We start from the raw sequence: 22,372 nt of genomic DNA, 5'->3' as shown, positions 1-22,372 counted from the left end.
ATGGGGCGTGCATGGTGAATGAATTCAGATCCTCGTTCAGCCAACGGCGTGAAGTTCGTTGAGTCTATGAATACCCGCAGTGCCGGTCATACCGTCCCAGTTGTCGCCGCGTCCTTCGCGCCAGCCATTGATCCATGCCTGGCGTACAGACGGTAGAGTAAAAGGGCAAAGCTCGCGGGATTTGCCGGTGACCCCATATTGGTAGCCACGTGAAAATGCTCGTTCCAACGGATCACGCTTAAGTCTTCTCATAGGGTGTTGCCCTCACTTGTTGACTGTAATGTCCCGTCGGCCTCCAGGAGGCCGGGCAGAATCGTTCTGCCGGTTTGCGCTCGCTGCCGGCGTCGCGAGCGAAAGTGTTGCCCCGTTGCGGTGACAACCTGAGATGAGTTCTAACCAATGCACGACACAGTGTGAATGATCGTTTTGTCATAAGGACGTAACCTTTCCTAGGGTCAAAGGATAAGTAAATAAATGCGTCAGGCCTGGATCCGACGCAAAGCCCGCTATGATCAGGGTTTGATAAGAATTGAAGTCACTTGGCTATCGCCGGGTGATAATTTGTAACAAGGCAGTCAATACGACGAAGGGTCATTTTTCCCCCTGCCAGTCGTGAAATTTTCATTCTGCCCGTCGATCAAAGACTTTTCTGCCCCTGGCGAAAGGTCAGATTGCCCGGGTGGCCCGGCACTCATCGCGGTGCCATTCGAACGCTCGCTGGAAAGGCGTTCGATTAAACATCGGAAGGCGATGCGCTTGCCCTCCACTAATTGCTCAAGGCACTGGATACCACATGTCGGACCGTTTCGAACTCTACCTAACCTGCCCTAAAGGTCTTGAAGGCCTGCTCGCCGAAGAGGCCCGCGGCCTGGGCCTTGAAGAGGTGCGTGAACACACCTCGGCCATTCGCGGCTCGGCCGACATGGAAACCGCCTACCGCTTGTGCCTCTGGTCACGCTTGGGTAACCGCGTGCTGCTGGTGCTCAAGCGTTTCAACATGAAGAACGCCGACGACCTGTACGATGGTGTACATGAGGTCGAATGGCAGGACCATCTGCAAGCCAGTGGTTCGCTGGCCGTGGAGTTCAGCGGCCATGGCTCGGGTATCGACAACACCCATTTCGGCGCCCTGAAGGTCAAGGATGCCATTGTCGACAAGTTGCGTACCCGCGATGGCGAGCGACCTTCGGTTGACAAGCTCAACCCTGACTTGCGCGTGCACCTGCGTCTGGACCGTGGTGAAGCAATTTTGTCCCTGGACCTGTCGGGGCACAGCCTGCACCAGCGCGGTTACCGCCTGCAGCAGGGGGCTGCGCCGCTCAAGGAAAACCTTGCCGCCGCCGTGCTGATCCGTGCCGGCTGGCCGCGTATTGCCGCCGACGGCGGGGCGCTGGCTGACCCGATGTGTGGTGTGGGTACGTTCCTGGTGGAAGCGGCGATGATTGCCGCCGACATCGCCCCCAACCTCAAGCGCGAGCGCTGGGGCTTCAGTGCCTGGCTTGGCCATGTACCGGCGTTGTGGCGCAAGCTGCATGATGAAGCGCAGGCGCGGGCGCAGGCTGGTCTTGCCCGTCCGCCGTTGTGGATTCGTGGCTACGAAGCCGACCCGCGGCTGATCCAGCCGGGGCGTAACAACGTCGAACGTGCCGGTCTTAGCGACTGGGTGAAAATCTACCAGGGCGAGGTCGGCAGTTTCGAGCCGCGTCCAGACCAGAACCAGAAGGGCCTGGTGATCTGTAACCCTCCCTATGGCGAGCGCCTGGGTGATGAAGCCAGCCTGTTGTATCTCTACCAGAATCTCGGTGAGCGCTTGCGTCAATCGTGCCTGAACTGGGAGGCGGCGGTGTTTACTGGCGCTCCGGACCTGGGTAAGCGCATGGGTATTCGCAGCCACAAACAGTACGCGTTCTGGAACGGTGCGCTGCCGTGCAAGCTGCTGCTGATCAAGGTGCAGCCTGACCAGTTCGTCACCGGCGAACGTCGCCAGCCCGAGCGTGACGCTCAGGGTAGCGAAGGCCAGCGTTCACCGGCAGCCGTTGCCAGCGAGCCGGCGCGCTTGAGTGAAGGTGGGCAAATGTTCGCCAATCGCCTGCAGAAGAATCTCAAGCAGCTGGGCAAGTGGGCCAAGCGCGAACAGGTCAGTTGCTATCGTCTGTATGATGCCGACATGCCTGAGTATGCCTTGGCCATCGACTTGTATCAGGACTGGGTACACGTCCAGGAATACGCAGCACCGCGTTCGATTGATCCGGAGAAAGCCCAGGCCCGCCTGTTCGATGCCCTGGCCGCAATTCCCCAGGCACTGGGCATCGACCAGAGCCGGGTGGTGGTCAAGCGTCGCGAGCGTCAGAGCGGTACCCGTCAGTACGAACGCCAGAGCACCCAGGGCCAGTTCCTGGAGGTCAGCGAAGGTGGCGTCAAGTTGCTGGTCAATCTGACCGACTACCTGGATACCGGGCTGTTCCTGGATCATCGGCCGATGCGCATGCGTATCCAGCGCGAGGCCGCCGGCAAGCGTTTCCTCAACCTGTTCTGCTACACCGCGACCGCCAGCGTACATGCGGCCAAGGGCGGTGCGCGCAGCACCACCAGCGTCGACCTGTCACGGACTTACCTGGACTGGGCACGGCGCAACCTGTCGCTCAATGGCTTCTCCGACAAGAACCGTCTGGAGCAGGGTGATGTCATGGCCTGGCTGCAAGCGTGCCGTGATGAGTTCGACTTGATCTTCATCGATCCACCGACCTTCTCCAACTCCAAGCGCATGGAAGGTGTGTTCGATGTCCAGCGTGACCATGTCGAATTGCTCGACCTGGCGGTCGCGCGTCTGGCACCAGGCGGTGTGCTGTATTTCTCCAACAACTTCCGCAAGTTCCAGCTCGACGAACGTCTGGCCGAGCGTTATGCGGTAGAGGAAATCAGTGCGCAGACTCTGGATCCGGACTTCGCCCGTAACACCAGGATTCATCGAGCGTGGCGCATTCAAGCACGTTGAAGGTGATCTTCTCCCAGGCCGTAGATTGCTTCATTAGTGGCTAATGGCTATAACTGAAGAAAGGCCTGGGAAACGCTGCATACTGGCGTTATGAGTGTTATCAACTATGTCGATGCATGGCGTTCGTCCAAAGATGCTCGGCTTTGTCAGCGAAGAAGTGTCCGCTTGGCTGGTTGCCCTCGTGGCATTGGTGGCCGGCGGACTGTTGACCGCTTTTCTGGCGTTGGCAACCTACGAGTTGTACCAGCAACAGTTGCGCCAACGCTTCGAATTGCTCGCCAGTGAGCGTTACAGCCGTATCAAAGAACGCTTCGAGGATCAGGTGCAGCGCCTGGATGGGCTGCGCCGGTTCTTCGTTTTTGCTACTGAAATCACCCCCGAAGAATTCAACGGTTATGCGCGGCCCTTGTTGCATCGCACCCAGGCCTATTCCTGGGCGCCGCAGGTGCCGGGGGCGGCACGCCATGCGTTTGAGCGGCGCGCGAGTCAGGTCCTTGGCCACCCCTACGAAATTCAGCAACTGACAGATGACGGCAGTTTGCGCGTATCACCGGTACGCCCGGTGTACTACCCGGTGCTGTTTACCCAGGCATTGAGCCTGCAGCGCCAGCCGCTGGGGCTCGACCTGCTTTCCCAAACCCTGCACCGGGACACCCTGCAGCGTGCCTCGAAGCCTGGCGGCATGGCCGTCTCTGCGCCGCTTAACCTTACGGATGTAGAGCCTGCGTATGCCCGCGGGGTGCTGATGGTGGCTCCGGTGTTCGCACCCCTCGATCCAGGCCCTGAACCGCGCGGTTATGTCATGGCGGTGATCAGCCTGCGCCAGCTGATGGCTGAAGGTTTGCCCAATTCAGTCGAGGACAACCTGGTGGTGCGTATTCGCGACCTGTCCGGGCCGGACAGCCAGCATGAGGTGCTGTTCCAGTCGGATAATCGGGGTACCTCCTCAGCGCTGGCCGCCAGTCATCTGTTGCACTTGGCCGACCATGACTATCAGCTCGATATCCGTCCAAGTCTGGCGTTCATGCAGGCCAACCGCTCTTCGGCAGTCCCTGCCGTGGTGTTTCTTGGTGGTTTGCTCAGTGTATTGCTCAGTGCCTTGCTGTTCAGTCTGTTCAGCCAGCGTCAGCGCGCCCTGACCTTGGTCGAGCAGCGCACTGGCGAGCTGCGCATCAGTGAGCAGTCATTGCGTGATACCCACAATCAGTTGCGCAGTGTGCTGGATGCGGCGACCCAGGTTGCGATCATCGCCACCAATCTGCGTGGCGTGATCAGCACCTTCAATGCTGGCGCCGAGCGCCTGCTTGGCTACAGCAGTGCCGAAGCAGTGGGAAGTTTGACCCTTGAGGCGCTGATTTCACCACAAGAACTGCACCAGCGGGCCCGGGACCTGAGCCACCGTTATGGGCGCGAAATCACGCCCGCCCAGGCAATGTTTGCGCAAACCGTCCAGGAAGGGGGCAACGAGGCAGGTGAGTGGACACTGCAGCGCAAGGATGGTGGCCACCTGCTTGCCAACATGCTGGTCACGGCGGTGCTCGATGAGCATGGCCTGTGGGTCGGTCACTTGGCGATCTGTATCGATGTCACTGAGCGCAAGCGTGTGCATGAAGCTCTGGCGGCCCGTGACCGCTTGCTGGACAAGCTCAGTGCCGAGGTGCCTGGCGGCATTTATCAGTTTCGCCTGCGCCCGGATGGCAGTTCTTGTTTCACCTATGCCAGTGAAGGCTTGCGTGACATCTACGAGATTGAACTTGAGCTGTTGCGCCAGGATGCTACGGCGGTATTTGAGCGGATCCACCCGGATGACCTGTTACGCGTGCGCAGTTCGATCCGCCATTCAGCCGATCACCTGACACCTTGGCGTGAAGAGTACCGAGTGGTGTTGCCACTGGCAGGTCAGCGCTGGGTGCGGGGCGAGGCGACTCCTGAGCCGGAGGAGGACGGCAGTACGCTGTGGCACGGCTATCTGACGGATATCTCCGATCTGAAGCGGGTTGAAGAAGAACTGCGCGCGCTGTCGGTGACCGACTCGCTGACCGGTATTCATAATCGGCGCTATTTCCAGGAGCGTTTGAAGGTCGAGCTTGAGCGCGCGCAGCGCGACCAGCAGGACCTGGCGATCATCATGCTGGATATCGATCACTTCAAGCGCATCAACGACCAGTTTGGTCATGCCGTGGGTGACCATGTGTTGCGCAATCTGTGCCAGCGCATCAGTCACCGCCTGCGGCGCACCGACGTGTTCTGTCGCCTGGGAGGGGAGGAGTTCATGGTCCTGTGCCCTGGCAGTAACGCCGAGCAGGCGCACTCGCTGGCCCTGGAGTTGTGGCAGGGGGTGCGCAACGTCGTCGTCGAGGGCGTCGGGCAGGTCACGGCCAGTTTTGGCGTGGCCGGCTGGCGCCCGGGGGAGGGCGCCGATGCCTTGTTGCTACGCGCCGATTCCGGCGTCTATGCGGCCAAACAAGCTGGCCGCGACCGGGTCGAGGCAGAACTGCCCTGAGTACTCAGGGCTGAACGGCAGCGGTACTGTTGACCAGTTTCGGCTGGCGATAGAGGTCCAGCAGCACCTGATCGAGCACAGCTGAAGCACCCCAGGGCTTTGGATCGTTGAGGATCGCTGCCACCGCCCAGGTGTTGCCGTTGCTGTCGCGGCTGTAGCCGGCAATGGCGCGTACGGTGTTCAGGGTGCCGGTCTTGATATGAGCCTCGCCGGTCATCGCGGTACGCTTGAGGCGCTTGCGCATGGTGCCATCCATGCCTACCAGCGGCATTGAGCTGATGAATTCGGCAGCATATGGGCTTTTCCAGGCAGCCTGCAGCAGGGCGGCCATTTCCCGGGTGCTGACCCGCTCGGCGCGAGACAACCCGGAGCCGTTCTCCATGATCAGATGCGGTGCAGTGATGCCCTTTTTCGCCAGCCACTGGCGTACCACACGCTGCGCTGCATGGGCGTCGTCGCCATCGGCATCGGTGCGGAACTGCGCGCCCAGGCTCAGGAACAACTGCTGGGCCATGGTGTTGTTACTGTATTTGTTGATATCGCGAATGATCTCGACCAGGTCAGGCGAAAAGGCGCGTGCCAGCAGGCGCGCACTTTTCGGTACGCTGTCGATCCGGTCGCGGCCCTGGATGGTACCACCCAGTTCATTCCAGATGGCCCGTACCGCACCGGCGGCATAGGTCGGGTGGTCGAGCAGCGACAGGTAGGTCTGCGAGTTGCAGCCATCAGCCAACTGACCGCTGACCACAACGGTGACGCCGTCTGCCCGGGTGACCGGGTTATAGCGCACGTCGCCGCTGCATTGCTTGCTATTGACTGCCTTGACCTGGTTGTCGATACGGATGCTGGCAATCGGTGGTTCGACCGATACCAGCACCTTGCCGCCGTCGTTGCGGGCGACAAAGCGCAGGGCCTTGAGGTTGATCAGCAAGGAGTCGGGCTTGACCAGAAACGGCTTGTTTTCGTCGCCGCCGTCATCATTGAACTGGGGGAGCACGGGTTGGACGAAGTGACTGCGGTCGAGCACCAGGTCGCCACTGATGGTTTGCACCCCATTGGCGCGCAGGTCGCGCATCAACAGCCAGAGCTTTTCCATGTTCAGTTTCGGGTCACCGCCGCCTTTGAGGTAGAGGTTACCCTGCAGGGTGCCATTACGCAGCGGGCCGTCGCTGTAGAACTCGGTTTTCCACTGGTGCGTCGGGCCGAGCAGCTCCAGGGCCGCATAGGTGGTGACCAGCTTCATGGTCGAGGCCGGGTTGACCGAGATATCGGCATTGAACACGGTTGGTGTGCCAGGGCCGTTGAGCGGCAGCATCACCAGCGACAGGGCCGAGTCCTGCAATTTATTGGTTTTCAGCGCCTGCTGTACTTTGGCAGGCAGCGTGGTGTTGACGGCCGCAGCCTGGGAAGTCAAGGCAACGGGCAGAAGCAGGCCGGCAAGCAGAAGAGGACGTAGAGATCTGATCATGTGCAATAAACCCTGCGAGCGAGGGGTGAAAAAAACGGAGCAAGGAAAGGTGAAGGCCCCGGTGTGAAAAATATAGTGCGCATTATGCCCCAAGGCGCAGGGTGATGGGGCAGTGCGAAAGGGTGGCTTATCGGCTTTTATTCCGGCAACCTCGTGGTGAAACTGGTAAAGTGCGCCGCGTTATTACTCAAGAGGATTGTTTCATGGCCACTAACCGTTCCCGCCGTCTGCGCAAAAAACTCTGCGTGGATGAATTCCAGGAGCTGGGTTTTGAACTGAACCTGGAGTTCAAGGAAGACCTGACCGACGAAGCCGTTGATGCCTTCCTCGATGCGTTCCTGGCAGACGCTATGGATGCCAATGGTCTGGACTATGTTGGCGGCGACGACTTCGGTCTGGTTTGCAAAGCAGATCGCGGCTCGGTCACTGAAGAACAACGCGCTGCCGTTGAAGACTGGCTCAAAGGCCGCAACGAGCTGACCAAGATCGAAGTCAGCCCGCTGCTGGACGCCTGGTATCCGGAAAACCCGATCAATCCGGTTGCCTGATGCCTGAAGAAACGGCGGCCCCAGTGGCCGCCGTTTTGTTTTCAGCTCACCTTTGCCGCCGTACTGGCTGAGCCCCCTGGGTGCAAGAGTCGCTCAAGTGCTTGCTCCACCTCTGCCATGGCTGCCGCCAGCTGTTGCTGGTGAAGCTCGAGCGTGGGTGCCGGCGCATTCGCCTGGCAGTCTGATTCCAGCTGTTCGCAGGCATCGATCAAGGCATTGGCCTGAATGATCCGCGCGGCGCCGAGAATACGATGCGCTTCGTCCTTCAACTGTTCGGGTTGCAGTTCAGGGTCAAGCTCCGCCAGCGCTATCCGGTCCTTGCTAAAGCTCTGTTTAAGCTGTTTCAGCAAGGCTTGCAGGTCGACGGCGCTGCTGCCCACCACGGGCTCCAGGCCTTGCAGGTTGAACAGGGCCGAGTGGGTGGCGCTGGTGCGTTGGGGGAGCGGTTGTATCCTGGCCAGACGCTGGCCCAGCGCCTTGAGGCTGATCGGCTTGAGCAGGCAGTCATCCATGCCGGCTTGCTGGCATCGCCTGCGGACTTCTGGTTGCGCATTGGCGGTGTAACCCAGCAGGGTGCTGCGTGGCCATTGTTGTGCGTTTTCATCAGCGCGTACCGCCTGGGCGAATTGGTAGCCATCGATGCCTGGCATGTTGCAGTCGATGATCAGCACATCGAATGCCTCTCGCCGCCATATCTCCAGAGCCTCCAGGCCATTGTCGACACTGCGGTGCTGCAACCCCAGGTAGTTCAGTTGCTGGGTCAGCAGCAACAGATTGGCCGGATGGTCGTCGACCACCAGTACTTTCAGCGCGGCCACGGATAGGCAGGGTTCGGGAATCACGGCAGGCTCGTCGGGCTGGCTGGTCATCAGCGTCACCGGCATGCTGACCTGCACGCGGGTACCCTGGCCAAACACACTGTGCAGGGTCAAATTACCGCCCATCAGGTGGCACAGGTCGCGACTGATCGACAGACCCAGGCCTGTACCGCTACGTGCCAGCTTACTATCGGGGTTGGCTTGGGCGAAGGGCAGGAACAGGCGTTGCTGGTCCTGTTCGCGAATGCCGATACCCGTGTCCTGTACGGTCAGTTCAAGCCTGGCAAGACCCGGCTCGGGGCCAGGCTCCAGGCTCAGCTCGATGATGACCTGACCGTGCTCGGTGAATTTGATTGCATTGCTGACCAGGTTCGAAAGGATTTGTTTCACCCGTAGCGGGTCCAGTTGAACGTCGACGCGCGCGCTGGGGTCGATACGGATCATCAGGCACAGGTTTTTCTGGCGCGCCAGACCATCGAACACGCGTCCGACAGACTCCACCAGCGCTATCAGGCCGACCCGTTCCGGTGCCAGAGCAAGGTGCCCGGACTCGATGCGGGCGATGTCGAGTATGTCGCCGATCAGGGCCAGCAAGTCGTTGGCCGAACTGTAGGCCACTTCGACTGCCGGTCGATCCAGCTGTCCCTGGTTGGCTTTTTCGAGGGCTAGCTCGAGCATGCCAAGGATGGCGTTCATCGGGGTACGGATTTCATGGCTGATGGTTGCCAGAAAGGTGCTCTTGGCGCGATTGGCGTCATCGGCCTGCTGCTTGGCCTGGCTCAGGTCCTGGATCAGCTGGCGCCGTTCGCTGATATCGATCCAGCCGCCGATGATACCCTGGACTTCACCGAGCGAATCCCGGTAGGGCAGGATCCAGTGGTAAATGGTCATTGCCCTGCCATTGATCAGCAGCGGGCGGTCAATGATCAGGGGCGCGCCCTCACGCATCACGTGCTGGTAGTCGGCCTGAATCTGGCTGGCATAGCAGCTGTCGCCCAGTGCGCCATCCTCCAGACGCTTGCCCAGCACCTCATCAAGCTGTAACTGAACGGCCTCCAGGTAGCTGTCGTTGCAACTTTGCAGCAGCCCTTCACGGTCACGTACGTACATGGGGTGGGGCGTACCGTTGAGCAATGTGCGCATGAATTCGAGCTGATCGCCCAAGGCGCGCTCTGCTGCCTCGCGTTGCTTGATCTGGCGGCGCATCCAGGCATTCCAGGCCAGTGACAACAGCAGTAGCACGCTGGTGCCCAATACGATTTGCAAGACCAGTTGGTGGTACTGGCTCCAGTAGGCATCGGTTTCAGTGCTGTAACCGCGCCAACGGCTGTTGATAACGCCCAGTTCTTCCGGCGCGATACTCAGCAGTGCCTTGTTCAGAATCGAAGCCAGCTCCTGGGAATGCCTGGCGGTCGCCATCGAAAAAGTTGCAGGTTCGGCGCCGACCGAGGCTCGAATGACCAGCCCATGCTGGGTCGCCAGGCTGAAGTTGGCGTTGATCAGCGCAGTGATGGCAGCATCGACTTGGCCGCTGGCCAGTAAGGATGTGGAGTGAACGGCGCTTTCGGTCTCCACCAGCTGGATACCGGCCACTCGTGCACGCAGTCTGTCGATCAGAGGGCTGTCGCGGGTCAGGGCCACGCGTCGTCCTGACAGTTGATCCAGCGAGGTGGGTTGGTCCGCTCCCGTTCGAGTCATCAGCACATAGGAGTTTTCCAGGTAGGGGCGGCTGATATGCAGGGTGCTTTCCCGCTGCTTGCTGGGCGAGATGGCGGCAATCACATCGGCCCGGTTGTGGTTGACACGATCGATCATGTCGCTGATACCGCTGGCGCGCTGTACTTCGAAACGCAAACCGGTGCGCAAGCGGATTAGCTCAAGCAGGTCGGCGGCAATCCCGCGAAAGTTACCGGCGTTGTCGAAAAATGTCAGTGGCGCTGCGGTTTCGTTGACCACTACACGTACCACCGGGTGCTTGCTCAGCCAGTGTTCTTCACGTTGCGAGAGTTGCAGTTTGCGATCAGTCAGGAGTATGTCGCTGCCTGCGCTCCAGCGTTTGAAAATGTCTTCACGGGCAGTGCTTGAAAGGTTGTCGAGTGTGGCGTTGATCAACTGCAGCAGCGTGAGGTTGCTTTGCTGTACGGCAAAGCTGAAGCCGACCGGTTCGTGTTTGCTGAAATTGGCCATCTTGACGTTCTGCAGGTGGCCCTGATTGATCATGTAATGGGTGGAAATAGTATCGCCGAGAAATACGTCGGCCTGATCGAACGCGACGGCATTGAGGGCATTCAGATAGGAGGGGTAGGTCTGAATCGTTGCCTTTGGGTAGTTGGCCTTTATCTCTGCCGGTGGCAAGTAGTGATAGACCATGCTCAGGCGCAGGCCAGTCAGGCCAGTATCAAGGGGGCGGCTTTCGTTTTCGCGGGTCACCAGCACCGGTTGATCGATGGCGTAGGGTCTGGAAAGTACCACCCCCGGTGTAGCGGCTTCGAAGCCATTGGCACTGCCGAGCAGGTCTATCTGCCCCAGGGTAAGGGCTCTTACCGCTGCCTGGCGGCTGGCAAAGCGTCGGACCTGAATCGGCAAACCCAGCGTGTTTTGCAGAATTCCAGCAATGTCGGCAGTCAGGCCCTCGTAGTCGCGACCGCTGGCGGTCATGTCGAAGGGCGGATAATCCGGTGCCGAAGTACCCAGCAGCAATTGCCTTTTACCTGCGATCCAGCGTCGTTGCGCCGTACTCAACGGCAGGTTCACACCTAGCGGTTGCGAGCGGCTGAGCAACCTGTACTGGCTGGCCTGAACTTCGTCGGCACTTGCCGTAGATAGCAGGCACAGGCAGGCCAGGATGCTGCACAGGCAACAATGGAGGGTGCGGCTAGGCATGGCTTGATTCAAACCAGAGCATTGCGTTTGGCCATTTCAATGAGTTCAACCAATGACTTGACTTTGAGCTTCTGCATCAAGCGCTTTTTATAGGTGCTGACAGTTTTGTTGCTGAGGAACATCCCTTGGGCGATTTCTTTGTTGCTTCTGCCTTGGGCAAAGAGTTGCAGGACCATCAATTCCCGATCGTTGACTTGTTTGAACAGTTCCAGCTCGCAGTGTTCATTGCCGTGAGGGCGCAAGTTGCTGATGGCCTGGCTAGGGAAGTAGTTGTAACCCGACAAAACCGCTTTGATCGCGCTGAGCAACTCGCTCAGGTCTTCCTGTTTGCATACATAGCCGGCAGCGCCGGAGTGCATGCAGCGTACGGCAAACAACGCCGGCGACTGTGCGGTAAGCACCAGGATTTTCAGCGGAATGGCCATGCTATGAAAGCGTGACAATACTTCCAGGCCGTCGAGCCTGGGAATGCTGATATCGAGGATTTTCTAGACAAGGGCTATTTTGGTGTCAAACCATCGCTGACCCCAACCCTCATTCATCACCACACCTCCTTAGCTCCCAGCCTTGCTGCAGTTCTGGCGAGTGGAGACAAAGGTGCGATTGTGAAGGGGAGTGGACAGAACAGGTCTTGATGATTTTCCGATGCAAGGTTTCAACACCCGACCTCAGGATGTGAAGCTGACTGAACCCCAGGTAACCCCATCCCTCTGCATCATAGAGAGACCGGATCTGAAGTGGCCAATCAAAAAGAGGAACCCAGCGCATTTCGCCCAGGTGTGAGTAATTTCCCCTCTAAGCATTGATGCTAGGGGTACGGCTTTTGACTCTTCGGAGGGCCCTTTGCGGGCCCTACAGGCGCGAATCCGGTCATCGCGTGTCAGAGACGGAGATCGGCCTCCAACTTTATGGCCATTATCCGGATAAAGCAGTCATGAGCGCGCTGCTTGAGTCCAGCGTTGATAGCTCTGTTCGGCATGATTGGGACTTTCAAGATTGGGCTTTGATCGCAAGGCGAATGCCTTCTCGGCTAGCACCTCCAAACGTTCAGCCGCCTTGGGCAGCCAGCCATTCCTGATCGCCCATCGCCTGATGTTTCCTGTAGGTTCCTGATGGTCGCGCAAGCGGGGGATTCGAAGGATCCGCTTGAGCAGCTCGTGCTGATCATGAGTAAACGTTATCTAGAACGGCAAGTCATCATCGAAAAAATCAAACGCTGACTGGTCATCTTTAGGATCGGCTCCACGAGGTTCATCTTTGTACATGTCCAACATGGTCTGATGCCATTCCTCCTTGAATAGAAAATGGTCAAGGTTTAGGTCCACAATACCGAGCGTTTCAACAGCTAGAATGCTTTTGGCGTAAGTGCGAAATTGGCGACCCTCGGTAAAATGGCGAATCTGGGTTTCGCACATGAGGCGTAGATCCCAACAATCACAGATGACATTTGAAGCGATGCACTGCCAAAATTCCACGAACTGATCTGTACCTTGGCGGAATGAAGGATCCAGGAGGAGCGTCAGTAGACCTTCTGAATGATGAATAAGTTGAACGGGGGCCAAAACGTCCAAGGCAATTGCTTCTTCAACTACGTGGAAAAGTCGATTGTCAAGGCCGTGTTTATCCCAAAGAACCGCAAACGTCTGAACGCCTACGCTATCTCGGTAATGGACGTTGATATCCGTATGTTGATGGGTTGAGTAGATCGAGGCGACAAGGCTGCCGTCCTTACGGTCAATCAGATCATGCTCAGCAAAAAACAGGCGCGAGCAACGGGCAATTTCTGGTTCTTTGCGCTGCAGGCTGACTGACTCCACATTTGCCATGATTTTTTACTCGATTACGGACTCGTAGATCAAGGGTAAGAGGTTGCTTCCTGTTTTCAAGTCGAAGGTGGAGGTCGTTCTCTTCGTGGTATTGAGGGTCGAGCTGAGCGCTAAGTTATCTTAAACAAATCTGTGTTAAATCAGATGCTTACTTGTATAATGTTTCGATTTAAGTATATATTGGTTTAGAGGCTTTTCGACGAACGGTAGCTTGTGATTTGTGCGCCTGGCAAACGCTCGCACAAAACTAGCCATTCGATCAAGGGAGTGCGCATGGTAACTGATGAGCCTGATCTAAAAATATTTAGCTGTGATGATCCGAAGGATGCAATAAGAACGCTGTCACTGATTCACGGTGTCGAGGCAGCAGAGATTGAGAGGGTGTATCTCGGCGATTGGCCAGATTTTTTACAGCAAGATTTCAATAGTTTTGATTCTGAGTTTTTCCCTTGGCTGATGGCTGATAATGTTAATGGTAAGCTCAACTGTGAATTTCAGGAAGCCGCGTATTACCATCGGGCTCGCTATGATGGTAGTGAGACTTGGTTTGATAATGGGCTTCTTTCGTCGGGTGAAGGCGCAGTTGAGTTTTTGCACAAAACTCGTAGTTCCTATGAGGGCTATGATTTTGATCAGATACTCGCTATTTGCGAAGTGAATATACGAGAAAGAACCGATCTCGAAGGGGGTGGGACTTTGAAGTCAGGTGGCGGCCCTTATGCGTTCGATACCTTTGAAGATGCGAAATATGGGATTGGTGAAAACTACGAAACCCCTGAAATGTTCATCGGCCCTAGGTGGGGAGGGTGGTGCGGCCCTACCGAAGCAGCAACAGATTTGATAGAAATCCTCAGCAGAAGCTTAAAGCCAGTGATCGTGAAATTCATTGGAAAGGTAGAGGATCAGGAGCGTTACACCACTGGTTTGTGGCATTACCTGTACAGGGTCGCTAATGGGTTGGAGTACATGCCGTTCACGCACACCTTCCTGGGTAGAGGCGTAACTGTTCCCTACGAGAGGATTATCTCGGTTATCGATCTGTAAATGTTCTCGTCGCAGATCTAGAAGCTGCATTCTGAGCAAAGGTGCAGAGCAGGACTGCAGCGGGTGCCTCATGTGGGTCGACGCGGCAGAAATGGATCACAAGATTTTCACACCTGCAGCCTTAGCATGCTTGTACTCCCAATGATTCATCCGGCCCTCTCCCCATCGCGGGCTTTTTTTTGCCCGTTTGCTGCGCCGCCCTAGCCCCGGTTCTCGATTCCGGTGCCCCAGGCCCGAGGGGGAGGGCCGAATCATTACTCCGAAGGCTGAGTGTCTCGTGTTCTGTTGGTGTAGATGAAGTGATTCGCTCGCCCACGTGCCACCCATATTTCCATAGCACGCTGCACCAGATTCCAGGTGTCCGTCAGGTTCAGGTCATTCAGCTCAGAGTGAGTCATGGTAGGGGCAAACCATCTCTCGCCCTCGATCTTGATCTCAAACTCGTTGTAGTAGACGTCGGGCCCTTCGTGGCTCCAGTTTTTCATCATCAGCTCGGCGTCCTTCTGTAGCTTTTGAGCCGTCCCACGCATTATGCAATTGAGCACGACGATGTGATGTGACCTGAGCGCTTTGACGAGCTGTTCGACGTGCACGACTGTTTCATCAATCACTACGACCTGGTGCATTCCTTGATCCATTCAGCGGTTCCTTCAGTCTTGGATAACATCGCCAGTGAGATCCCACAATATGCAGGTGGCTTGCATGGCGTCCCTCAGAGACTCATACGTAACTGCGGATACCTCTGACGAACAGACACATCATGGTAGGGATCATAAAATTATGAATGAGTACAGATTACTCCATCGCTTTGCCAGCAATAGGTGCATCAGGGTTGAGCTGCTGCTTTAAAGTCGTCTTGGTCTTGGTCTTGGTCTTGGTCTTGGTCTTCGGTTGCCTCGTCCTCATCCCAGATCACACCTGCAAGCCCTGATTTATACAGATTGATCTCGTAGGCTCGTTTTTTGATGTCGGGGTGAGCGTTCCGTATGGCCAAGACGGTGCCGGTGATCACTACCTTTTGCATGACCCGCTCAAGGCGATTGACCTTTATCAAGCAGGCGAGATCCTGTGATCCTCTCAACCATAAAGAGCGCGCTGAGACGGAAGTGCCCTCGTTGCGATCAAATGCGAACTGAATTTCTACATTGTTCACTGACCGTTTTCCCATCACGGGGTCACTAGCGATGGTAGCGGGGCCACAATTGTTGAAAATGTAACGGCCCTGCACGAGAACTAGGTCACCTTCCACTATCCAAGCCGATAGCTTGCCCCGGTCAAGTTCGTCTGAGATGTTTCTGATGACGCTGCCGTGCATCACCGCTCTCAGCATCTCGGTCATATAGAGATAAAGATATTGAGCACTGGCGCCGCTGTGCAGCAGGCCCTCGGATCCCTTTCTTACGGCCATGCCGTCCTTGGTGCATGAACCTGCATCAAAGGTTTCCGGATAGCCAGCAAGCCTAGTGAACGTTACTCCGCCCTCTTGAGCGAGTTCGTACAATCTCAAGTGGTTGAAATACCACCAGTGGCAACCTTGGCTTTGCGTCGCAGTATGCACATCGAGTCGATCCAGACGTTTAACCTCATCTTCCCAGGCGGCCTTAAGGCCAATGAGGCGGTCAGCTGACAATGCCATGTCAAGGGCGCGCTTGGTGTGTGCCTCACTGTGGTGTGTGCTACAAAGCACTGCAAGGTTAGCCGGAGAATGGTCTCGGCTCTCTGCCCATGGCCGAATGTGATGAACAACGATGGGCTGGCTGGAGTCTCGACATACGCAGCAAAGCCAACGATTGGCAAACAGCACTTTGATCAAGTCGGGTATGGGAATAGGGGGTCTTGCACCCTCATGGATAGAGGTGATGTCATCCGGGCTGAGTCCGTAGCTCTTCAGTTCTTGCGTGTCCATCAATCTGAGCGTCTTCAAGTACAGCCCTTGCTTGCGTAGCTGTTTTGCAAGATCGCTGTTGATGCCGCGAGCAATTAGCGCGAGCTCAGTACGGTTCGACTTCATAATTGCCACTCCTTGGATGCATCCGACTGCGTACAGCGTCGCTTTCCAGAGGGAGAGAAGTCAATGTACCCGGAGCGCAGAAAAGGGTTCGCCACAAATTATGGGGAATTGTTCCTCGGGGGACATAGCTTTGGCTGCTCCGATTCGTAGTAGCGAGGGCTGACCCGTGGAGCGGTGCACGCCTTGGCGCATATCAGTCGGTAGGCGATGGGGGAGGCTGAGCAACGTCTAGCTCCGGCAGTTCTTGAGTGTGCTCGCGCGATCACTGCTTCAATTCGGGCTTTGCAGTTGTCGGGTAAGTAGGGGCTTGGGGAAAGTAGCTTGAGCCATTGCGCGGCTCAAGCATGAAGAGGGGGCGATGCTTTAGGCTTATAGCTCAGTCTTGGAACGTGAGCTTAATCCGCTCTCGTGGGCCGGCGATGTCAGGCACGTAATCAAAATAGGTGTTCAGCATTTTGACCGCGGTGAAAATGTCGTAGGTATCAAGCACCGCGGCGATGCGCTCACCCTCGAATTGTTCGAGTTCATTCTGGTGGTGCCAGAGGTCTTCTCGTCCGACGAGCCTGGATACCATCAGCGTGTAGCGTCGGAACCAGAATTCAAGGTAGTGCTCAGGAACCCGTTCGGTGCTTTTGAAATCCTTCACCTGGTCGAGATAGAAGAGGGGATTGTTCGAACTGGTGGTTTTCCCGTACCAGTAAGCCTTGGTGCGTACAGTGTCGACATCCTTCCCTAAGCACGTGATGAAGGCTGCCAATGTCTCAAGCAGGTTAAAAGTGGGATCCTCTTCCCAAGGGCTTTTGACGATCCACGTCAAATTCAAATGCCGATCGTAGGCGGAGTTAAGTTCTGCGTCGGAGTAGCTCTGGCCGAGCAGCTTGGCGAGCTTGAGTCGAAAGGTGTCCCAGTCCCGCGCTCGGAGAGCCATGACCACCTCAAAGACGGAGTCTCTCGACCACACCTCGCACTTCGGCAGATGAGCGTCATCGCTTACCAAGAGGCTGTTCAGTGACGCTTTGCCTAACAGGCGCAGTTTGACCTCCCTCCGTACCAGACCTGCATAGAGATCGATATCGAGTCTGTTTGCTGGACGATTGCTCCGCAAAGGCAGATGTTCAGCTAGGTCACTTTGTTTAATAGTGAGGTGATTTATGCCAGGATTTTCCAGATACAACGCCAGCACCTGTGTGGAGGCAAAGCCGCTTTGAGCGAAGCGGTTAGCAACGCGCTCCATCGTAGGCAGGATGCTGATCACCTCGTCATAGCTCATGCCGAAGGTCAGGCTCTGTTTCAAGTCAGAGTAGAGCGCCACGCCATTTCGAGCCGTATCGTCATCCCACTTCAGTGGAGAAAGGTCGCGCAGCTCTAGGTTCCATCGCTCGCCTGATTCCGGAATCGCGAAGCGACTGAAAATTTTGGGCTCCCACATGCGATAGCGATAGAGCGTGCATAGTGCCTTAATCGCAAACGAATGGTTTATTGCATCACAGGGAAAAACGGGTGAGGCCTCCGTATAGGTCTGAAACCTATTTCCGGTCAGATCCTGTATCACGCGTTTAAGCGCTTTCACGACACTGTCGACATTTTGAATCGTCGCGCCCGGCGCCAAGGGACTGATAGTCTCAAGGTGAGCAATCAGGGGGCTCTGGCGCACTGCCTTGCCATCGAGTACCTCTGGGCTTCCAAGTTCATACGGGGAGGCGAAGATCCGTTTTTTATCGGCATCATCAAGCAGATGGTGGACGATGTGTTCAGCTACCCCTTTACAGGCATTGAGCGGGTATCGCCCAGTCAGCGTGCGAAACTCCAGCTCCTCGAAGCCAAGCAGTGCTTCTGCGCTCAACGGGTCGGTGGCATGCTTGAGAGACTTTTTCAGCTCTGCCAGCTCATATTCTTGAAGCTCGTTCAGAAACTCATCGGATTGCTTCTTCATCGTGGCGTCTCAGGCTGGCAGTGGGGAAGAGTGTGCAGAGTTGGCACGAGTGAGGTCTTCGCTGAGTGCCTTGTACTCGGCGCCTTTTTCCGAGAGATTCATGATTTCTTCGTGGCGGACGGCGGCAGTGGTAACCGCTTCACCATAGCCTACACCGGTGTTGTCTCTGATCCGTCTGGCCATTTCGTTGATGACGGCTTCTTCACCATGCTGATAGGTTGCTTTAACGATGTGGTAAACGGCGCTGGTCGAGCGAAGGGCTTTCTCGGCGCATTTGGTGGATAGCAAAATGCCCATTGGGTGTGACCTCTGATAGTGCCGAAGTGGCGTGATCAAAAGTACAAAATCACCGGGAAAAAACCAGGATAGGCAGATTTAATGGCCGCTTCGCACCTCTCGTGTTACTGAGGCGTGCATGCAGAGGGGGCGGTACAGCTTTAGGCACGAAGCCTACTATCGGCAGCACCTCAATGAGTCTGGATCAGGGGCGGGTCGTATTCCACGACCCGCCAATGTTCTACTTGCGTCGATTGAAGGGAAGTACAACACCTGATTCGTTGGGTTGTATCTGTGCCGATGCGGTGAGGCTTTTGAGCTTGGCCAAATGAACTACTGCGGCTTTACCGCTGAGATAGTGTTCAGGAAGACCTGTCAGCATCTCAATATCGTTGTTGGCCAGGCCGATGTAGGCCGAGACGGCATCTAACGGCATGACGCCAGAGGAAGCGAGGAGCTCTATTGTGCGCTTGAGCAGTCGAACCTGCTCAGGTGCGCGACCATCATCCCCGGGCTCAGCCTTGACTCCCCATCTGGCAGAGCGGCGTTTGAACAGGAGTCCTTTTGCATCGTCGTCAATGACTTTCAGCGCCCACAGGCGCATAACCATTGCTGCAACCGAAACGCCCCAGCGCTGCTTCAACAACAAGAGGCTGTCCAGGGTGACGGGGAGCTTCACATCCGATGCGAAGGTTTCCGCAGGAAGCAAGAATGCTCCGGCAAAGCGGTGTGCTTGGTCTTCCATGAGCTTGTGTCGCGCAGGATCGGTAGACCGCTCAATGCCCTTGTGCAGTATCAGGTGGCCGAGTTCATGGGCAAGGTCGAATCGACTGCGAAACCCGTTGCCTTTGTCTGCTGAGAGCAAGATGAGCGGGCGATTCAACGCCTGGCTCCAGGCGGACAGCCCTTCGATTGTCGCTACGCCGGTTTCTTCCCGAACCAGAATGACACCGGCACCCTCGACCGCCATGGCGAGATCAGGGATTGTACGACGGCCCAGATTCCAAAGGTTTCGGCATTCATCTGCGGCTTCTTCGATATCCGCACTGGTAATTTGCTCCGGATCTGTGAAAGCGCGTTTCGGCAGATTGACGTCCGGAAAATTCACAAACTCACCCAGTGCTAGGGCGATGTCCTGAGCCCACTCCAGGCGCGCTTCGAGCATTGCGCGAGCGTTCACATGAGCAGAGGCGTTGCTTCGGAAAAGCGGTAACGAGCATTTCTCCGGCATGGGTCTGGTGAACCATTCAGGGGTTACGTTGATGACCCTTGAAAGGTTGACGAGTGCATCGGCCTCAGGAGATTGTTGACCTGATTTCCACTTACTGATGGTTGCAGGCGAGACCCCCGCCATAGAGGCGAGCGATACTTGAGAAAGCCCACGAGCCGCGAGCGCTTGAACAAGGCGGCCGGGCTCAAAACCTGTGATTCCACGACTCATGATGCGGTGTGCTGTCCCGTTTCGATAATTCCAACTTTGAGCTTCGGCACTGCCAGGTCGACCTGGTGCTGAGGAGCCTCATCATAGCGTGCCAAGAACTTCAGAAGGGGCTCGCGGAACAACCAGCCCCCCATCTGCGGATCAGGTACAGCGATGTGAATCTCTAGCGGTTTCTCCGGCTGGATGTTCAGCGATCCACTGAAGCACGCCACGAAGAAGAACGTACCGGAGGTGATGTCTTGTGGGGCGAACAGCGAAGGCTGAACGATCTGGGTCATCCCCTGATTGGCCTCAGCGAGCTGGCGGCGGACTGCGCTGCGTTTGCAATTGTTCCACAGCTTCGAGGACATGTTCACCCGGCAAAACTTGAACATACCTGCCTGGCCCACTACGACGCCATTTCCCTTGAGCGGGGTGTGTTCAGCGTCTGCAGCTACAAGGGCTTGGCTGAACATCTCGTTCATGTGGAAAGCCCGCATCTGCCCCAAAGCGTTTTTGCGATGCTTGCTGTCCATATCCTTCGTTTTGAGGTGAGCGAGCAGGGCTCCAGCTACACAGGCGTCTTCGACACCCATCACAAGGTTCCGTGGTACGTGAGCAATCAGCAAATCGGCGATAGAGGGGTTGCGGGTTTGGATCATAGAGAGTCGCCCTGGTTTCGTTTTTCGGGATTATATCCATTTAAAATTTCGCGTGGCTAGTCATCCATGCTCATGTGATGACGTTAATTTGAAAAATCCGGCTTGAACAACCCCTTGTGTATCTGGCAGTGTCTCTCAGCGCTCGGCTGAGGGCACCCCGGTCGGAACCGAAGGGGCAACCCGCACCGTGCGCGTCAGACTCTTCCACTCAAGGAATATCCATGCTCCAGGCGGCCACCGGAAAGCTTTTTACTGAGCGGCACAATTCCCAAGTCAACACGCTTCGAGGAGTGGTGTACACCAACCTCGATCTGGGCAGTGGCGAAGCTTTCAGCAGCGCAGTCGGGACGCTCAATGCCTTTGACACGATGACCACGCCTCATGCCCTGTGTTATGAGATGAAAGAACACATCGAGGGGACGCCTGCGGCAGGCCTCATCGCTTCACGCATGATGGGGGCGTACATCGATGATTTTGCAGACGTAGCCTCGTTCGGTTTACGGGCAATATTCAGTCCTGACGTACACCTCGCCGAACGCTTGCTGCACCAGCGTGTTCGCGTGGGGGAGTCGCACCCCAGCGAACGGTTGTCACGGTTCTACGACCCATCGTTAAGGGTGAGCACCCAGGAACTGGAGGCATTCGGCGAGTTCGCGAACCAGTTGATAGGTCTGAAGCGGAGCACGTACCAAAGCGTGCTCAAGGCAATCAGATCCTACGTCGCTGCGGTTCACAGGATGAGCGACGACCTCGATCTGGCCTATGCATTGCTGGTCATTAGCATCGAGTCGCTAGCCCAGGATTTTGATGGCTACGTGGTTGTCTGGGAGGAAATGCCAGATGAGAAGCGCAAGCCTATCGACAAGGCGTTGGAGAACCTCGAAGCGGCAGACGCGCAGGCAGTACGCGATAGCATCCTTTCGACCGAGCACTTGCGTCTGGGGCACCGCTTTTCCAAGTTCATTTTGGAGTACCTGCCGGCGGACTATTACTCAACGCAGGCCGACAAAGAAAAGTATCCCATCGGTAGGCGGGAGTTTGTGGCCGCGCTCAAGAGCCTCTATGGGACGCGTTCTGACTATGTCCACACGCTCAAGCCGCTGACCAAAGAATTTCTCCACTTTTCCGGCCACGCGGAAACCTACGCCGATGATGACAAGCTCATGTTCACGTTCCAGGGCCTTTTCCGCCTGGTGCGTGCGGTGATCATGGAGTTCGTACGTCGCGCCGACAAAATTGATCATGAGCCCTGCGCCTATGAGTATGACAACCCTGGCGTGTTGCGGATTTCGTGGGATCCCTCGATGTGGGTCTATGACCCCGCAGGCCTGGATGCAGAGACCTGTTCGCGATTCTTTGAAGGGTTAGTGGCGCTTCTTAGCCAGGCGTTGAATGACTACCCCCACCGACGACTGAAGAATTTGCGCCCGGTCGTAGAAGCGGGTTTCAAAATTAAGAATGGGTTGAAGAAATCTCCGAAGGCGGCCCTGCTGGCATTCATCTACGTGAAGCATCACTACCTGGGCGGCGAAGCTGGTGAGTCGATGCTGAAGCAGGCAGATGTTGCTCTCCTCAATCAGCCTGGCCTGGAGTCACTGATTGGTCAGGCACTAACGGGGGACGACACAGAATGGCTGCCGTCAGTACACCTTGATCACCTAAATCGCTATTACGCCCAGTGCTTCAAGCCCACAGGAATCAAGGTGCCATTGCTGGTCGAAGCCTGTATGGCTCTCGCGCTGGTAGAACGGTACCGGGCCGCAGGCCAATTTCAGGATGCCCAAGATGCCCTGGCCGCCGCGGTAGAAGATTTCCCGCGGCTGCCTTGCATGAAGGACGTCCAGTTCGACCCCGACACCCCTATACGCTGGCTGGACATCATATATCCGAAACGTACGCCAGGAAGAATCCCGATGCTGGAGTGTCATGGCCTGTAGGTTTAGCTAGGAGGGGCTGTGACAGGGCGGCCCCTCTCTTCATGGAGA

General features: G+C 56.6%; 15 protein-coding genes and 2 pseudogenes. 6 read left to right on the top strand and 11 right to left on the bottom strand.

Features of this window, described 5'->3' with window-relative positions:
- Window positions 1–36: 36 nt before the first annotated feature.
- A complete protein-coding gene (gene rmf, locus C6382_RS02375; RefSeq protein ID WP_010223328.1) occupies window positions 37–252 on the bottom strand; it encodes a ribosome modulation factor in 216 nt (71 codons plus the stop codon).
- Window positions 253–793: 541 nt separating this feature from the next.
- Between rmf and rlmKL the strand changes: the two genes are divergently transcribed.
- Both rlmKL and C6382_RS02365 read left to right on the top strand, forming a co-directional pair.
- A complete protein-coding gene (rlmKL, locus tag C6382_RS02370; protein WP_107022928.1) occupies window positions 794–2,995 on the top strand; it encodes a bifunctional 23S rRNA (guanine(2069)-N(7))-methyltransferase RlmK/23S rRNA (guanine(2445)-N(2))-methyltransferase RlmL in 2,202 nt (733 codons plus the stop codon).
- Window positions 2,996–3,101: 106 nt separating this feature from the next.
- On the top strand, window positions 3,102–5,498 hold the full coding sequence (locus tag C6382_RS02365; RefSeq protein WP_107022927.1) for a diguanylate cyclase: 2,397 nt from the start codon (window positions 3,102–3,104) through the stop codon (window positions 5,496–5,498).
- A 4-nt stretch (window positions 5,499–5,502) separates the two neighbouring features.
- Here C6382_RS02365 and dacB read toward each other — a convergent pair whose 3' ends face one another.
- Window positions 5,503–6,966, bottom strand: a complete 1,464-nt coding sequence (dacB, locus tag C6382_RS02360; RefSeq protein WP_107022926.1) for a D-alanyl-D-alanine carboxypeptidase/D-alanyl-D-alanine-endopeptidase — start codon at window positions 6,964–6,966, stop codon at window positions 5,503–5,505.
- A gap of 203 nt (window positions 6,967–7,169) precedes the next feature.
- On the opposite strand from dacB, the gene C6382_RS02355 reads away from it, so the two are divergent.
- Together C6382_RS02355 and C6382_RS24555 are read left to right on the top strand one after the other, a co-directional pair.
- Window positions 7,170–7,514, top strand: coding sequence for a YggL family protein (locus tag C6382_RS02355; protein ID WP_107022925.1), 345 nt, complete (start codon window positions 7,170–7,172; stop codon window positions 7,512–7,514).
- 80 nt (window positions 7,515–7,594) lie between these two features.
- Window positions 7,595–7,699 carry a hypothetical protein gene (locus C6382_RS24555; protein ID WP_371919550.1) on the top strand — a complete coding sequence of 35 codons (105 nt, stop codon included), beginning with the start codon at window positions 7,595–7,597 and terminating at the stop codon, window positions 7,697–7,699.
- Here C6382_RS24555 and C6382_RS02350 read toward each other — a convergent pair.
- From C6382_RS02350 to C6382_RS02335, 3 genes and pseudogenes are all read right to left on the bottom strand, one after another.
- Window positions 7,673–10,990: pseudogene (locus C6382_RS02350) on the bottom strand (ATP-binding protein); the annotation flags it as partial. The gene C6382_RS24555 and the pseudogene C6382_RS02350 sit on opposite strands and share 27 nt — an antisense overlap.
- Before the next feature lie 233 nt (window positions 10,991–11,223).
- Window positions 11,224–11,700 (bottom strand): annotated as a pseudogene (locus C6382_RS02345) (LuxR C-terminal-related transcriptional regulator); the annotation flags it as partial.
- A 696-nt stretch (window positions 11,701–12,396) separates the two neighbouring features.
- Complete coding sequence (locus tag C6382_RS02335; protein ID WP_107022922.1) at window positions 12,397–13,041, bottom strand: hypothetical protein; 645 nt, start codon at window positions 13,039–13,041, stop codon at window positions 12,397–12,399.
- A 273-nt stretch (window positions 13,042–13,314) separates the two neighbouring features.
- On the opposite strand from C6382_RS02335, the gene C6382_RS02330 reads away from it, so the two are divergent.
- A complete protein-coding gene (locus tag C6382_RS02330) occupies window positions 13,315–14,085 on the top strand; it encodes a hypothetical protein (RefSeq protein ID WP_107022921.1) in 771 nt (256 codons plus the stop codon).
- A gap of 254 nt (window positions 14,086–14,339) precedes the next feature.
- Here the strand turns inward: C6382_RS02330 and C6382_RS02325 are convergent, their stop codons facing one another.
- The 6 genes from C6382_RS02325 to C6382_RS02300 form a co-directional block, all read right to left on the bottom strand.
- Window positions 14,340–14,723, bottom strand: a complete 384-nt coding sequence (locus C6382_RS02325; RefSeq protein ID WP_107022920.1) for a hypothetical protein — start codon at window positions 14,721–14,723, stop codon at window positions 14,340–14,342.
- Window positions 14,724–14,911: 188 nt separating this feature from the next.
- A complete protein-coding gene (locus tag C6382_RS02320) occupies window positions 14,912–16,096 on the bottom strand; it encodes an HNH endonuclease signature motif containing protein (RefSeq protein WP_107022919.1) in 1,185 nt (394 codons plus the stop codon).
- Window positions 16,097–16,472: 376 nt separating this feature from the next.
- Complete coding sequence (locus tag C6382_RS02315; protein ID WP_107022918.1) at window positions 16,473–18,029, bottom strand: hypothetical protein; 1,557 nt, start codon at window positions 18,027–18,029, stop codon at window positions 16,473–16,475.
- A gap of 9 nt (window positions 18,030–18,038) precedes the next feature.
- The gene (locus C6382_RS02310) at window positions 18,039–18,326 is read right to left on the bottom strand and encodes a hypothetical protein (RefSeq protein WP_107022917.1); all 288 of its coding nucleotides are present in this window, start codon (window positions 18,324–18,326) and stop codon (window positions 18,039–18,041) included.
- A 220-nt stretch (window positions 18,327–18,546) separates the two neighbouring features.
- Window positions 18,547–19,746, bottom strand: coding sequence for an XRE family transcriptional regulator (locus tag C6382_RS02305; protein WP_107022916.1), 1,200 nt, complete (start codon window positions 19,744–19,746; stop codon window positions 18,547–18,549).
- Window positions 19,743–20,387: a hypothetical protein gene (locus C6382_RS02300; RefSeq protein ID WP_107022915.1), complete on the bottom strand. Its 645-nt coding sequence runs from the start codon at window positions 20,385–20,387 to the stop codon at window positions 19,743–19,745. Before C6382_RS02300 ends, C6382_RS02305 begins: the two co-directional genes overlap by 4 nt.
- A 221-nt stretch (window positions 20,388–20,608) precedes the next feature.
- Here C6382_RS02300 and C6382_RS02295 point away from each other — a divergent pair, with 221 nt between their 5' ends.
- Entirely contained in the window at window positions 20,609–22,324 is a 1,716-nt protein-coding gene (locus C6382_RS02295) for a hypothetical protein (RefSeq protein WP_107022914.1), read from the top strand.
- The last annotated feature ends 48 nt before the right edge of the window (window positions 22,325–22,372 follow it).

The sequence above is a fragment of the Pseudomonas sp. BBP2017 genome (assembly GCF_003024385.1).
Lineage (GTDB): Bacteria > Pseudomonadota > Gammaproteobacteria > Pseudomonadales > Pseudomonadaceae > Aquipseudomonas.
Note: the sequence above shows the minus strand (reverse complement) of the source record. Positions and strands in the feature narration are given on the sequence as shown.

Bases quoted from the DNA above. Each gene is read 5' to 3' on its own strand.
- C6382_RS02315 (WP_107022918.1), bottom strand. From the start codon at position 18,029: ATGAAGAAGCAATCCGATGAGTTTCTGAACGAGCTTCAAGAATATGAG.
- C6382_RS02320 (WP_107022919.1), bottom strand. From the start codon at position 16,096: ATGAAGTCGAACCGTACTGAGCTCGCGCTAATTGCTCGCGGCATCAAC.
- C6382_RS02295 (WP_107022914.1), top strand. From the start codon at position 20,609: ATGCTCCAGGCGGCCACCGGAAAGCTTTTTACTGAGCGGCACAATTCC.
- C6382_RS02330 (WP_107022921.1), top strand. From the start codon at position 13,315: ATGGTAACTGATGAGCCTGATCTAAAAATATTTAGCTGTGATGATCCG.
- dacB (WP_107022926.1), bottom strand. From the start codon at position 6,966: ATGATCAGATCTCTACGTCCTCTTCTGCTTGCCGGCCTGCTTCTGCCC.
- rlmKL (WP_107022928.1), top strand. From the start codon at position 794: ATGTCGGACCGTTTCGAACTCTACCTAACCTGCCCTAAAGGTCTTGAA.
- C6382_RS02300 (WP_107022915.1), bottom strand. From the start codon at position 20,387: ATGATCCAAACCCGCAACCCCTCTATCGCCGATTTGCTGATTGCTCAC.
- C6382_RS02335 (WP_107022922.1), bottom strand. From the start codon at position 13,041: ATGGCAAATGTGGAGTCAGTCAGCCTGCAGCGCAAAGAACCAGAAATT.
- C6382_RS02305 (WP_107022916.1), bottom strand. From the start codon at position 19,746: ATGAGTCGTGGAATCACAGGTTTTGAGCCCGGCCGCCTTGTTCAAGCG.
- C6382_RS02365 (WP_107022927.1), top strand. From the start codon at position 3,102: ATGTCGATGCATGGCGTTCGTCCAAAGATGCTCGGCTTTGTCAGCGAA.
- C6382_RS02325 (WP_107022920.1), bottom strand. From the start codon at position 14,723: ATGGATCAAGGAATGCACCAGGTCGTAGTGATTGATGAAACAGTCGTG.
- C6382_RS02310 (WP_107022917.1), bottom strand. From the start codon at position 18,326: ATGGGCATTTTGCTATCCACCAAATGCGCCGAGAAAGCCCTTCGCTCG.
- rmf (WP_010223328.1), bottom strand. From the start codon at position 252: ATGAGAAGACTTAAGCGTGATCCGTTGGAACGAGCATTTTCACGTGGC.
- C6382_RS02355 (WP_107022925.1), top strand. From the start codon at position 7,170: ATGGCCACTAACCGTTCCCGCCGTCTGCGCAAAAAACTCTGCGTGGAT.